Annotated in this window: 13 protein-coding genes; 9 read left to right on the plus strand and 4 right to left on the minus strand. The window is 69.5% G+C overall.

Annotated elements, in window-relative coordinates:
- Positions 1–46 precede the first annotated feature (46 nt).
- Both ACLARN_RS17380 and ACLARN_RS17385 read right to left on the minus strand, forming a co-directional pair.
- Complete coding sequence (locus ACLARN_RS17380) at positions 47–706, minus strand: response regulator (RefSeq protein ID WP_409492452.1); 660 nt, start codon at positions 704–706, stop codon at positions 47–49.
- Positions 703–1938 (minus strand): sensor histidine kinase, encoded by a 1236-nt coding sequence (locus ACLARN_RS17385; protein WP_409492453.1) that lies wholly within the window; start codon positions 1936–1938, stop codon positions 703–705. Before ACLARN_RS17385 ends, ACLARN_RS17380 begins: the two co-directional genes overlap by 4 nt.
- Before the next feature lie 146 nt (positions 1939–2084).
- Between ACLARN_RS17385 and rpe the strand changes: the two genes are divergently transcribed.
- From rpe to ACLARN_RS17410, 5 genes are all read left to right on the plus strand, one after another.
- Positions 2085–2753: a ribulose-phosphate 3-epimerase gene (gene rpe, locus ACLARN_RS17390; protein WP_409492609.1), complete on the plus strand. Its 669-nt coding sequence runs from the start codon at positions 2085–2087 to the stop codon at positions 2751–2753.
- A gap of 112 nt (positions 2754–2865) precedes the next feature.
- Positions 2866–3489, plus strand: coding sequence for a riboflavin synthase (locus ACLARN_RS17395; RefSeq protein WP_409492454.1), 624 nt, complete (start codon positions 2866–2868; stop codon positions 3487–3489).
- A 53-nt stretch (positions 3490–3542) separates the two neighbouring features.
- Complete coding sequence (locus ACLARN_RS17400) at positions 3543–4817, plus strand: bifunctional 3,4-dihydroxy-2-butanone-4-phosphate synthase/GTP cyclohydrolase II (protein WP_409492610.1); 1275 nt, start codon at positions 3543–3545, stop codon at positions 4815–4817.
- Positions 4814–5320 (plus strand): 6,7-dimethyl-8-ribityllumazine synthase, encoded by a 507-nt coding sequence (gene ribH, locus ACLARN_RS17405; protein ID WP_409492455.1) that lies wholly within the window; start codon positions 4814–4816, stop codon positions 5318–5320. The genes ACLARN_RS17400 and ribH overlap by 4 nt, the downstream gene beginning before the upstream one ends.
- Before the next feature lie 17 nt (positions 5321–5337).
- Positions 5338–5781 (plus strand): PH domain-containing protein, encoded by a 444-nt coding sequence (locus tag ACLARN_RS17410; protein ID WP_409492456.1) that lies wholly within the window; start codon positions 5338–5340, stop codon positions 5779–5781.
- Positions 5782–6048: 267 nt separating this feature from the next.
- On the opposite strand, the gene ACLARN_RS17415 is transcribed toward ACLARN_RS17410, so the two are convergent.
- Together ACLARN_RS17415 and ACLARN_RS17420 are read right to left on the minus strand one after the other, a co-directional pair.
- On the minus strand, positions 6049–6828 hold the full coding sequence (locus tag ACLARN_RS17415) for an exodeoxyribonuclease III (protein ID WP_409492457.1): 780 nt from the start codon (positions 6826–6828) through the stop codon (positions 6049–6051).
- Positions 6829–6922: 94 nt separating this feature from the next.
- On the minus strand, positions 6923–7660 hold the full coding sequence (locus ACLARN_RS17420; protein WP_409492458.1) for a S1 family peptidase: 738 nt from the start codon (positions 7658–7660) through the stop codon (positions 6923–6925).
- A gap of 238 nt (positions 7661–7898) precedes the next feature.
- Between ACLARN_RS17420 and uvrC the strand changes: the two genes are divergently transcribed.
- Genes uvrC through whiA form a run of 4 tightly spaced genes read left to right on the plus strand, consistent with a single transcriptional unit; the run spans position 7899 to position 12736 of the window.
- The gene (gene uvrC, locus ACLARN_RS17425; protein WP_409492459.1) at positions 7899–9854 is read left to right on the plus strand and encodes an excinuclease ABC subunit UvrC; all 1956 of its coding nucleotides are present in this window, start codon (positions 7899–7901) and stop codon (positions 9852–9854) included.
- 50 nt (positions 9855–9904) lie between these two features.
- Positions 9905–10762, plus strand: a complete 858-nt coding sequence (rapZ, locus tag ACLARN_RS17430; protein ID WP_409492611.1) for an RNase adapter RapZ — start codon at positions 9905–9907, stop codon at positions 10760–10762.
- Between the two features lie 4 nt (positions 10763–10766).
- On the plus strand, positions 10767–11753 hold the full coding sequence (gene yvcK, locus ACLARN_RS17435; RefSeq protein ID WP_409492612.1) for a uridine diphosphate-N-acetylglucosamine-binding protein YvcK: 987 nt from the start codon (positions 10767–10769) through the stop codon (positions 11751–11753).
- Positions 11744–12736 carry a DNA-binding protein WhiA gene (whiA, locus tag ACLARN_RS17440; protein WP_409492460.1) on the plus strand — a complete coding sequence of 331 codons (993 nt, stop codon included), beginning with the start codon at positions 11744–11746 and terminating at the stop codon, positions 12734–12736. Before yvcK ends, whiA begins: the two co-directional genes overlap by 10 nt.
- Positions 12737–12764: the final 28 nt, after the last annotated feature.

The raw sequence follows: 12764 nt of genomic DNA on the forward strand, positions 1-12764 counted from the left end.
TGGGATTCTTGGGGATCAGGGCAGTCCCCTTCGGCCCCGGGCACCGCTAGCGCAGGCTGTGGCCCGGTGCGACGATCCCGGTCTCGTAAGCGAACACGACTGCCTGGCTTCGGTTCGCCGCGCCCAGTTTCCCGAAGATGTTGCCCACATGGGTTTTGACGGTTTCGAGACTGATGACCAGATCGGCCGCTATGTCCATATTGGACATTCCGGTGGCGATGAGCCGCAGTACTTCGGTCTCCCGTTTCGTCAACGACGACGGCTGGGGCGCGAGTCCCGACGCCGCCGGGCGCGCGGTGACCATCCGCCGGATGGCGTCCGGGAAGAGCAGCGTCTCCCCGGCGGCGATGGTCCGGATGGCGTGCGCGAACTCCTCCTTGCGCGCCCGCTTCAGCAGGAACCCGCTCGCGCCGGCCAGCAGCGCGTCGTAGACGTAGTCGTCGTTGTCGAACGTCGTGATCACGAGGACCTTCGGCGGGTCGGGGATTTCGGCCAGCACCCGCCGGGTCGCCTCGATCCCGTCCACGCCGGGCATCCGGACGTCCATCAGGACCACGTCGGGATGCGTGCGCCGGACCAGGCTCACCACCTCGCCGCCGTCGCCCGCCTCGCCGACCACGGTCAGATCGGGCTGGTTCTCCAGCAGCGAACGCAATCCGGCGCGCAGCAACGGTTCGTCGTCGACGATCAGGACGCGCAATGTCATGAGTGCGACCGTAGCGGGATCGTGGTCACCAGTCGCCACAGCGGTTCCCCGTCGATGGCGGGCCCCGCGATGAGTTCGCCACGCAGCGCCTCGACGCGTTCGGTCAGGCCTGGCAACCCGTTGCCACCGCGATCCGACGTGGCGGCCATCTCCATGAGCGGGTTCACGATCTCGATCCGCAACGCGTCCGCCAGCACCGCGACCCGGACGGTCACCGGCCCGGGATGCGCGTGCCGCAACGCGTTCGTCAGTCCTTCTTGGACGATCCGGTACCCCTCCCGCGAAAGGGTCGCGGGCAGTTCGGCGGCCGGGCCGGTCAGCTCGTAGTCGATCACCGCGCCGCCGGAACGCGCCCGTTCGGCCAGTGTCGCGGCCTCGATGAGGCGTCGTTCGGGCTCGCGGGACGACCGGTCCTCGCGCAGCAGGCCGAGGACGTGGTCGAGGTCTTCGAGTGCCGCCCGGGACGATTCCTCGATGGTGCCCAGTGCCTTGCGCACCAGCTGCGGTTCGGAATCGACCAGTTCGGCGGCCGCGGCGGCCTGGATGGTCGACGTCGTCAGGGTGTGGCCGATCGAGTCGTGCAGCTCACGGGCCAATCGGTTGCGCTGCTCGAAGTGGTTCGCCCGAACCTCGGCCGCGGCGACGCGTTCCGCGGCGGACGGCCCGAGCAGCGCGACCGCGCTGTACTGGAAGAGCTTGGTGAACCCGGTGAGGACGTATGCGATGACGACCAGCGTGATCAGCGCGATCGGCAACGTCCACAGCCCCGCGGCGCCGGCTTCGATCGTCACCCGTTCCCCGAAGAACTCGATGGGGCTGCCGCCGCCACCCGCCCACACCACGGCGAACACGAAGCCGATCATCAAGAAGCTGCCGAGACCGAACAGCACCCAGCCGAGTCCGGTGTGCACAAGCAGCCAGACGACCGAGCGCCAGCGCTCCGCCCAGGCGACCTTCGTGTTCGGCGGGGGCTGCGCGATCCGGGTGCCCAGCATCTGGTTGGAGAACCAGATACCGACCCGCCGCATCGGTCCCGGCAAGCCTGCCAGCGCGACCAGCACGCCCATGGCGAGCATGCCGTAGACCATCTTCACCCTCACGTCACCCGGGATGAGGATGGCGGGGATGAGCGCGATCGGGAACGGGATCGCCGTGAGTGCCATGCCGAGGAGTCCGAACGGCACACTCCGATAGCTGCCGATCCGCACCAGGGGTTTCAAGGGGTTGACCATGACGGGAACGCTATTCGGCGCCGCGTGCGCGCACCTCCCACTGCGGTGCCATTTCACATCATCCTCAAGGCCTCCGGCGGCGGTCACAGCCGGTTAGCGGGCGTTAGCGGCGTCCTCCTACACTCGGGCGCGTGGCTCACCGACCTTTGATCGCACCCAGCATCCTCTCCGCGGACTTCGCCCGGCTCGGCGACGAGATCCGCGCCGTCGCGGGGGAGGGGGACACTCGCGCGGACTGGGTCCACGTCGACGTCATGGACGCGCACTTCGTCCCGAACCTGACGCTGGGCCTGCCCGTCGTGCAGTCGCTGATCAAGGCCACCGACGTCCCGATCGACTGCCACCTGATGATCGAGAACCCCGACAAGTGGGCCATCGGGTACGCCGAGGCGGGCGCCTACAACGTCACCGTGCACGTCGAGGCGGCGCACGACCCTGTCGCGCTGGCGAAGAACCTCCGTGCCGCCGGGGCGAAGGCCGGTCTGTCGATCAAGCCGAACACCCCGATCGAAGACCACCTCGACACCCTCAAGCACTACGACACGCTGCTGGTGATGTCGGTCGAGCCCGGCTTCGGCGGCCAGTCGTTCATCGAGGGTGTCCTCGACAAGGTGCGCACCGCGCGGCGCCTGGTCGACACCGGTCACCTCAAGCTCGTCGTCGAGATCGACGGCGGGATCAACGCCGACACCATCGAGCGGGCCGCCGAGGCCGGGGTGGACTGCTTCGTCGCCGGTTCCGCCGTCTACGGCGCCGAAGACCCTGGTAAGGCGGTCGCGGCGCTGCGCGAGCAGGCGGCCCGCGTCCGCGGCTGATCCTGGCTCCTGGGCCGCCATCGGGCCAGGAGAAGGAATCGGTCCCGATGGGTGTTGGATGAGGGGAGCACCGTTTCCAGCGGCGGTGCGACCCAGGAGGAGGGCAGCAGGAGTGTTCACCGGCATTGTCGAGGAACTCGGCGAGGTCACCGCGGTCGAGCAGGTCCCGAACGCCGCGCGGCTGACCGTGCGGGGGCCGCTGGTGACCAGCGACGCCGGCCACGGCGACTCCATCGCGGTGAGTGGCGTGTGCCTCACCGTGGTCGCGGTGGCGGGCGGTGAGTTTACCGTCGATGTCGTGCACGAAACCCTGCAACGCTCCAGCCTCGCGAAGGTGAACGTCGGCGACGTCGTCAACCTGGAACGCGCGACGCCGGCGGGCGGCAGGCTCGGCGGGCACATCATGCAGGGCCACGTGGACGGCACCGGCGTCTTCCTCAAGCGGGACGAACAGGGCCTGACCACGTTCGCCCTGCCGGGGAAACTGGCCAGGTACGTGGTCGAGAAGGGGTCGATCGCGGTCGACGGCATCTCCCTCACGGTCGCTTCGGTGACCGACGAGGAGTTCGCCGTCGCCTTGATCCCGACCACTCTCGAATTGACCACCCTCGGCCGTAACCAGCCGGGCGACCTGGTGAATCTCGAGGTCGACGTGGTCGCCAAGTACGTCGAGAAGCTGACCATGCCGCACCTGCGCGCGCAGGGGGACAATGGCGGTACGGAGGAGCGGGCGTGACCGAGACGAGTGCGATTCCGGGGTCGGCGGATCTGACCCCCTGTGGAGGCGGGGTGGCCGTGAACGCCGAAGCCATCGAGGCGGCGATCGCCGACATCAAGGCGGGCCGTCCGGTCGTCGTGGTGGACGACGAGGACCGCGAGAACGAAGGCGACCTGATCTTCGCGGCGGAGAAGGCCACGCCCGAACTGATGGCCTTCATGGTGCGCTACACCTCGGGATACGTCTGCGTGGCGCTGACCGAGGCCGAGGCGGACCGGCTCGATCTGCCGCCGATGTACCACACGAACCAGGACCAGCGCGGTACCGCGTACAGCGTCACGGTCGACGCCGCCGAGGGCATCACCACCGGCATCTCCGCGGCCGACCGGTCGCACACCGTCCGCCTGCTCGCCGACCCGGCGTCCACGGCGTCGGACTTCCGGCGTCCCGGCCACGTGGTCCCGCTGCGCGCCAAGCAGGGCGGCGTCCTGCGGCGCCCCGGGCACACCGAAGCCTCCGTCGACCTGGCCCGCCTCGCCGGGCTTTCGCCGTCCGGCGTGCTCTGCGAGATCGTGTCGCAGAAGGACGAGGGCGACATGGCCCGCCGCGACGAACTCGAGGTCTTCGCCGCGGACCACGACCTCAAGATGATCACCATCGCCGACCTGATCGCGTACCGGCGCCGCACCGAGAAGCAGGTCGAGCGGGTCGCCGAAGCCCGTATCCCGCTTTCGGCGGGCACGTTCCGCGCGGTCGGCTACGACAGCCTGCTCGACGGCATCGAGCACATCGCGTTCGTCTACGGCGAGATCGGCGACGGTGAGGACATCCTGGTGCGCGTGCACTCGGAATGCCTCACCGGTGACGTCTTCGGCTCGCTGCGCTGCGACTGCGGCCCGCAGCTGGAGGCGGCGCTCGAAGCCGTCGCCAAGGAAGGCCGCGGCGTCGTGCTCTACATCCGCGGCCACGAGGGCCGGGGCATCGGGCTGCTGCACAAACTGCAGGCCTACCAGCTGCAGGACGCGGGCGCGGACACCGTCGACGCGAACCTGCAGCTCGGCGTCCCCGCCGACGCGCGCGACTACGGCACCGGCGCGCAGATCCTGTGCGACCTCGGCGTCCGCTCGATGCGGCTGCTGACGAACAACCCCGCCAAGCGCGTCGGGCTGGAGGGCTACGGCCTGCGCGTCAGCGGCCGGGTGTCGCTGCCGATCTCGCCGAACCCGGAGAACCTGCGCTACCTCAAGACGAAGCGGGACCGGATGGGGCACGACCTGTCCCAGCTGGAGCATTTCGACCAGGTCGGCGCCGAAGTCGACCAGGGCAACGGAGGTGGCACGCGGTGAGCGGCGAGGGCCGTCCGGACGTCGAACTCGACCTGTCCGACTGTAAGAACATCCGGCTCGGGATCGTGGCCACGCGCTGGCACACGAAGATCACGAGCGCCCTGCTGGAACGCGCCCTCGAGGCGGCCAAGGTGGCCGACCTGGAGGAGGAGCCGACGGTCGTGCGCGTCGCGGGCGCTGTCGAACTGCCCGTCGCCGCGCAGGCACTGGCCCGCACGCACGACGCGGTCGTCGCGCTGGGCGTGGTCATCCGGGGCGGGACCCCGCACTTCGAGTACGTCTGCGACGCGGTCACCGCGGGCCTGACCAGGGTGGCGCTCGACGAGAGCACCCCGGTCGGCAACGGTGTGCTCACCTGCGACACCGAACAGCAGGCCCTCGACCGGTCCGGTCTGCCGGACTCCATCGAGGACAAGGGCTACGAAGCGACCGTCGCCGCGCTGGACGCCGCGCACGCGCTGCGGAACCTTCGCCAGCCGTGGACCGAGCGGGGCTTCGTGTGAGCGTCGAGGCGGATGTGATGACAGAGTCCGAGGTCGTGGTGGTGCGGCCTCGCCGTGCCCTGGTGATGTGCTCCGTGCTGGCGGTGTTCCTGCTGGCGACGTTCGTGGTCGTCGCGGTGCTGCTGCGCGGCTCGGACACCGGCGTGATCTTCCAGCCGTCCGACCAGGCGGCGATGATCGGCATCGGGATCCTGCTCGCGGCGGGCACGATGCTGTTCGCGACCGCGCGCGTGAAGGCCGACGCCGACGGCATCGAGGTCCGGAACGTGCTGATGACCAAGAAGTTCGCGTGGAGCGAAGTGCTTTCGGTGAGCTTCCCCGACGGCGCTTCGTGGGCGCGGCTGGAACTGCCGGACGACGAGTACTACTCGGTCATGGCCGTGCAGGCGGTGGACCGGGAACGGGCGGTGGACGCGGTGCGGGCGCTGCGGCGGCTGCACAAGGCGGCCTGGAACGGCTGACTCTCCAATGCCATGAACGGCCCGTTACTTGCAAAATTTGCAAGTAACGGGCCGTTCATGGCGTCCGGAGGTTTCGTTGCCGCAGATCCGAAGGCCGTGAAGGACTCCTTCCCTACCCTCAAAGTAGTGAAGGAGGCCTTCGCGGACCTGGAACGTCACCATCAGCACCACCAGCCACACCTTCCCCAGTACATGAAGGCCCCCTTCCTTGCGCTAGGCGCAAGGAAGGGGGCCTTCATGTACTTCAGGGCGCGCAGCCCAACCCGCCTAAAGCTCGAAGTCCACCACGATCGGCGCGTGGTCCGAGGGCCCCTTCCCCTTCCGCGCGTCACGGTCCACATAGGAATCCGTCACCCCACCCGCGACACGGGTGTCGGCGTAGACGAGGTCGATCCGCATTCCCTTGTTGTTCGGGAAGTTCCCGGCCCGGTAGTCCCAGTACGTGAACGGGTGGTCGTACTTCAGCGGCCGCGGGAACACGTCGGACAGCCCGAGGTCGCGCAGCGCGGCCAGGGCCTTCCGCTCCGGCTCGGTCACGTGTGTCGATTCGGCGAACACGCCGATGTCCCAGACGTCCGCGTCGGTCGGCGCGATGTTGAAGTCGCCGAGTACCGCGAACGGCAGGCCGCGCGTCTGCTCCTCGCGCACCGTCGCCTCCAGCGCCGAGAGCCAGGCGAGTTTGTAGTTGTAGTGCGGGTTCTCCAGCTCCCGCCCGTTGGGCACGTACACCGACCACAGCCGCACCCCGCCGCAGGTGGCGCCGATGGCCCGCGCGTCGGTCTTGTCCTCGAAGGTGGGCTCGCCGGTGAGCCCGCGTGTCACGTCCTCCAGCCCGACGCGGGACACGATGGCGACGCCGTTCCAGCGCCCGATGCCGTACGCGGCCGTCTCGTAGCCCGCCTCCCGTACGGCGTCGAACGGGAAGGCATCCGTGCCGCATTTGAGTTCTTGCAGGCACAGCACGTCCGGTTGCACCGAGCCGAGCCAGTCCACCACCCTCGGCAACCGGGGCCCGATCGAGTTCACGTTCCAGGTCGCGATCCGCATGCCCGCGAGCGTCCCACATCCCACCGACACCCTGACGCGAAAGGGCCCCTCCGAGACGGGTCGCGTCTCGGAGGGGCCCCACCGGGGTGTGAGGTCAGACCCCGGCGGTCGTACGGATCCAGGAGCGGGCCGAAGCGACGCTGCCGTAGTTGTTGGTGCCGCGGATGTTCGAGCCGCTCTGGTTCTGCACGGTCGAAGCGACACCGACCTGGACGCCGTTGGAGACCTGGGGGCCGCCCGAGTCGCCCTTCCACGCCGAGCCGTTGATGCCGACGCTCTGGATGGCCGGGCCGCCGTAGGCGTCGCGCGAGCTGCCGCTGACGCGGACGTTGGCCACCTTCAGCGCCGAGGCGGGCGGGCCGGTCGGGGTCTCACGGCCCCAGCCGTAGAGCTGGTTCGTGCTGCCGACCGACGGGTTCGAGTTGGCCAGCGTGATCGGCGTGACGCCGGCGTCGGAGGCCAGGTGCAGCAGCGAGATGTCGGAGCCCGCCGGCGAGGACACCTTGCGGTCGACGGCGATCACGCGGCCGCCCTGCAGCTGGTTGCTGCCGACGCGGACCCGCATGCCGCTGCCGTCGGAGTCGAGGCAGTGCTTGGCGGTCAGCACCCAGCGCTGCGCGATGACGCTGCCGGAGCAGTTGAAGCCGTCCCACTGACGGCCCGGGGTGTTGACGTAGACCTGGGCGCCCCAGCTCACGGTGGGGGCGGTGCCGCCGCCCACGATGTTCGGCTGGACGCCGGTGGGGGTGCCCGCGGAGGCGACCGCTCCGGCGGTCATGGTGAGGGCTGCGGCGGCGAGGGTGGCGGCGCCCAGCGTGCGAAGACGGCTCACGGTGCAGGAGTCCTTTCGAGCGTCAACTGACGAAGAACCGAGTGAAATGGAACTGGGACGGAAAGTAATCACCCGGTTCACCCGCTAGGAACCAACGAACGTCGGGTCCGGCCGAATATCCGACTTAGGTCGGTATACGTAGTGAAATACGGACCGCATCGTGGTAGTCGCCACCCGGACGAGTGCTAGAGCATGGGGGCTCGTAAGACTGTCGGTGGTGCCCCATAGGCTTGGCGACGTGGCTGACCCGACCACCTACCGTCCCTCGCCGGGGAGCATCCCGGACGCCCCTGGCGTGTACAAATTTCGTGACGCCACGAAGAGGGTCATCTACGTCGGCAAGGCGAAAAGCCTCCGCAGCCGGCTGAACTCCTACTTCGCCGACATCACCGGCTTGCACCCGCGCACGCGCCAGATGGTGACGACGGCGGCGAGCGTCGAGTGGACCGTCGTGGGCACCGAGGTCGAGGCGCTCCAGCTCGAGTACAACTGGATCAAGGAGTTCGACCCTCGGTTCAACGTCCGTTACCGCGACGACAAGAGCTACCCGGTCCTCGCCGTCACGATGAACGAGGAGTTCCCGCGGCTGCACGTCTACCGCGGCGCGCGCAAGAAGGGCGTGCGGTACTTCGGGCCGTACGCGCATGCTTGGGCCATCCGCGAGACGCTCGACCTGCTGTTGCGGGTCTTCCCGGCGCGCACCTGCACGACCGGGGTCTTCAAACGGCACGGCCAGATCGGCAGGCCCTGCCTGCTCGGCTACATCGGCAAATGCTCCGCGCCGTGCGTCGGAAAGGTCTCCGCCGACGAGCATCGCGCGATCGTCGAGGACTTCTGTGACTTCCTCGCCGGCCGCACCGACGCGCTGATCCGCCGCCTCGAACAGGAAATGGCGGCCGCGTCCGAAGAGCTGGAGTTCGAGCGCGCGGCCCGGCTGCGTGACGACCTCGGCGCGCTCCGGCGCGCGATGGAGAAGCAGGCGGTGGTGCTCGGCGACGGCACGGACGCCGACGTCGTCGCCTTCGCCCACGACGAACTCGAAGCCGCGGTCCAGGTCTTCCACGTGCGCGGCGGCCGGGTCCGCGGCCAGCGCGGGTGGGTGATCGACAAGGCCGAGGAGATGGACGTCAAGGACCTCGTCGACCACTTCCTCACGCAGTTCTACGGCGAAGAGGCCGAACGTGCGGACGACCCCGACCTCGGGTCGCCGGTGCCGCGTGAGGTGCTCGTCCCCGAACTGCCCGCCGACGCCGAAGCGGTGGGCGAGTGGCTTTCCGGGCTGCGCGGGTCGAGAGTGAGCCTGCGGGTGCCGCAGCGCGGCGACAAACGCGCGCTCGCGGAGACGGTGACACGCAACGCCGGCGAGGCCTTCACCCAGCACAAACTGCGCCGAGCCGGTGACCTCACCGCGCGGTCGGCGGCTTTGGCGGAACTACAGGACTACCTGGCGCTGGACACCGCACCGCTGCGTATCGAATGTGTCGACATCAGCCACATCCAGGGCAGTGACGTGGTCGCGTCGCTCGTCGTGTTCGAGGACGGCATCCCGCGCAAGTCCGAGTATCGGCGGTTCGCGCTGCGCGAGGCCGCGGAGGAAGGCGACGTCGCGTCGATCGCCGAGGTCGTCCGCCGCCGTTTTTCCCGCTATCTCAAGGAAACGGCCGAAGACGCGCCAGTCGACCCGGACCGCCCGGGCATCGACCCGGAGACCGGCAAGCCGCGCAAGTTCGCCTACGCGCCGAACCTGCTCGTCGTCGACGGTGCGGGCCCGCAGGCCACCGCGGCCGCGGACGTGCTCTCGGAACTCGGCATCACCGACCTGGCCGTGATCGGCCTGGCGAAGCGACTGGAGGAGGTGTGGCTGCCGGGCGATCCCGATCCGGTGATCCTGCCGCGCACCTCCGACGCGTTGTATCTGCTCCAGCGGCTTCGCGACGAGGCGCACCGGTTCGCCATCCGGTACCACCGGGAGAAGCGGTCCAAGCGGATGCAGGTGTCCGCATTGGACGGTGTGCCCGGACTGGGGCAGGCTCGGCGTACCGCGCTGATCAAGCATTTCGGCTCGGTGCGGAAACTCCGCGAAGCAAGGATCGAGGAGATCGAGGCGGTGCCCGGCTTCGGCAGGCGCACCGCGGAGGCGGTCGTCGCGGCGCTCGCAGGGGAACCCGCGACTACAGGGGAGTCCAGTACGTGATCGGGGAAAGGACCATCGTGAGTGCGCAAGAAGAAGGCCGCGGTTCCGGAATGGAGGTCGCGGTCGTCTCCGGGCTGTCCGGGGCGGGCCGCAGTACCGCCGCGAAATGCCTGGAGGACCTGGGCTGGTTCGTGGTGGACAACCTGCCGCCCGAACTGATCGCCACCATGGTCGAGCTCGGCGCGCAGGCGCGCGGCGCGATCACCAAGGTCGCGGTCGTGATGGACGTGCGCTCGCGCGCGTTCACCGACGACCTGGCGTCGGTCATCAAGGACCTCGACGCCCGCGGGTACAAGCCGCGCGTGCTGTTCCTGCAGGCGACCGACGCGGTGCTGGTGCGCCGGTTCGAGGCCGTTCGCCGCGGGCACCCGATGCAGGGCGACGGCAGGCTCGCCGACGGCATCACCGCCGAGCGCACGCTCCTGGAGCCGTTGCGGGACGAGGCCGATCTCGTGCTCGACACGTCGTCGCTCTCGGTGCACGACCTGCGCGCCAAGATCGAGGACGCGTTCGGTTCCGAGGCCAGTACGCAGACCCGCGTCACCGTGCTCTCGTTCGGCTACAAGTACGGCCTGCCGATGGACGCGGACCTGGTGATGGACGTCCGGTTCCTGCCGAACCCATTCTGGATCCCGGAACTGCGCGACCACACCGGTCTCGAGGGCGAGGTCCGCAACTACGTGCTCAGCCAGGAAGGCGCGGACGAGTTCCTCGACCGCTACCACCAGCTGCTGCGCCTGATCGGCGCGGGCTACAAGCGCGAGGGCAAGCGGTACCTGACGCTGGCCGTCGGCTGCACGGGCGGAAAGCACCGCAGTGTCGCCATTTCCGAGGAGCTCGCCCAGCGTCTGTCCAATGAGGACGGTATGGCCGTGAAGGTGGTGCACCGCGACCTTGGCCGCGAGTAGCGACCTGCGCGCGGTCGCACTGGGTGGCGGGCACGGCCTGCACGCCACCCTCACCGCGTTGCGCCGGGTGACCTCGCAGGTCACCGCCGTGGTCACCGTCGCGGACGACGGGGGCTCGTCCGGCAGGCTCCGCCGGGAACTGGGGCTGTTGCCGCCGGGCGACCTGCGGCAGGCGTTCGCCGCGTTCGCCGCCGAAGACGGCGGAATCCTGTGGGCGGAGGTGTTCCAGCACCGCTTCGGCGGCGACGGCGCGCTCGCCGGGCACGCGGTCGGGAACCTGTTGCTGGCCGGGCTGTTCGAGGTGCTCGGTGATCCGGTCGCCGCGCTCGACGAGGCGAGCAGGCTCATGGGCATCTCCGGCCGGGTCCTGCCGATGTCACCCGAACCGCTGGAAATCCAAGGTGAGGTTTCGGGTCTGGACGCCGAGAATCCCGAAGCGCTCCGGCGGATCCGCGGTCAGGTGGCGGTGGCGACGACACCGGGACAGGTGCACCGGATCAGTCTGCACCCGACCGGTCAGGCCGACCGGCCGCCGCGGGGGTGCCCCGAGGCGATCGAAGCCGTGCTCGACGCGGACGTCGTGTTCCTCGGTCCGGGGTCGTGGTTCACCAGCGTGCTGCCGCATCTGCTGGTGCCGGATCTGCACGACGCGCTGCTCCGGACGGACGCCACGAAGGTCGTCATCCTCAATCTGATCCCCCAACCGGGGGAGACGGCGGGATTCTCTCCGGAGAAGCATTTGGACGTACTCTTCGAACACGCCCCGGAACTGCGGGTGGACGCGGTCATCGCGGACCGGGACTCAGTGCCCTCACCAGCCCGGTTGCGGGAGGCGGCCGGGAGACTCGGCGCGCAGGCGTTGCTGGGGGCGGTGGCTGACCCGGTCGTGACGGGGCGGCATGATCCTGATGCGCTCGCGGGCTGTATGCGGGACGCTCTCGGTCTCACCGGGGGAGGAGCTGAAGGTATGGAGGGGCAGCGATGGCGATGACCGCCGCCGTGAAGGACGAGCTGAGCCGGCTGGAGATCACCAAGATCGGCCCGCGCCGCGCGGAGGTCGCGTCGATGCTGCGATTCGCGGGAGGGCTGCACATCGTGGCCGGCCGCGTCGTGGTGGAGGCCGAACTCGACACCGGTTCGGTGGCGAGGCGGCTGCGTAAGGAGATCCACGAGCTGTACGGACACCAGTCCGACGTCCACGTCATCTCGTCGAGCGGGCTGCGCAAGGGGACGCGGTACGTCGTACGGGTGGTCAAGGACGGCGAGGGCCTCGCCCGGCAGACCGGCCTGATCGACCAGCGTGGCCGTCCGGTGCGCGGGCTGCCCGCCGCCGTCGTGTCCGGTGGTGTCGCCGACGCGGAAGCCGCCTGGCGTGGCGCGTTCCTGGCACACGGTTCGCTCACCGAACCCGGCCGTTCGTCGTCGCTCGAAGTCACCTGCCCCGGACCCGAAGCCGCGCTGGCGCTCGTCGGTGCCGCCCGGCGGATGGGCATCCAGGCGAAGTCGCGTGAGGTCCGCGGCGCGGACCGCGTCGTGGTGCGTGACGGTGACGCCATCGGTGCCCTGCTGACCCGCCTTGGCGCGCACACGAGTGTGCTCGCGTGGGAAGAGCGGCGGATGCGTCGCGAGGTGCGGGCCACCGCGAACCGGCTCGCGAACTTCGACGACGCCAACCTGCGGCGTTCGGCCCGCGCGGCCGTCGCGGCGGCGGCCAGGGTCGAGCGGGCGCTGGACATCCTCGGCGAGTCCGCCCCGGATCACCTGCTCGCCGCGGGCAAACTGCGGCTGTCGAACCGGCAGGCCTCGCTCGAGGAACTGGGCCAGCTCTCCGACCCGCAGATGACCAAGGACGCCGTCGCCGGCCGGATTCGCCGTCTCCTGGCGATGGCCGACAAGAAGGCGAAGGAACAAGGCATCCCGGACACCGAATCCGCCGTGACGCCGGACATGCTGGAAGAAGACGACGAAGCCTGACCCCTCCGCAATTAGTCCCCTGGTTGCG

Origin of the sequence: Amycolatopsis sp. cmx-11-12 (assembly GCF_046269425.1) — a bacterium.
GTDB lineage: Bacteria > Actinomycetota > Actinomycetes > Mycobacteriales > Pseudonocardiaceae > Amycolatopsis.

What these genes read in the sequence shown, in the direction of transcription:
- ACLARN_RS17380 (WP_409492452.1), bottom strand. Translation starts at nt 706, where the DNA reads ATGACATTGCGCGTCCTGATCGTCGACGACGAACCGTTGCTGCGCGCC.
- ACLARN_RS17385 (WP_409492453.1), bottom strand. Translation starts at nt 1,938, where the DNA reads ATGGTCAACCCCTTGAAACCCCTGGTGCGGATCGGCAGCTATCGGAGT.
- ACLARN_RS17410 (WP_409492456.1), top strand. Translation starts at nt 5,338, where the DNA reads ATGACAGAGTCCGAGGTCGTGGTGGTGCGGCCTCGCCGTGCCCTGGTG.
- ACLARN_RS17415 (WP_409492457.1), bottom strand. Translation starts at nt 6,828, where the DNA reads ATGCGGATCGCGACCTGGAACGTGAACTCGATCGGGCCCCGGTTGCCG.
- rapZ (WP_409492611.1), top strand. Translation starts at nt 9,905, where the DNA reads ATGGAGGTCGCGGTCGTCTCCGGGCTGTCCGGGGCGGGCCGCAGTACC.
- whiA (WP_409492460.1), top strand. Translation starts at nt 11,744, where the DNA reads ATGGCGATGACCGCCGCCGTGAAGGACGAGCTGAGCCGGCTGGAGATC.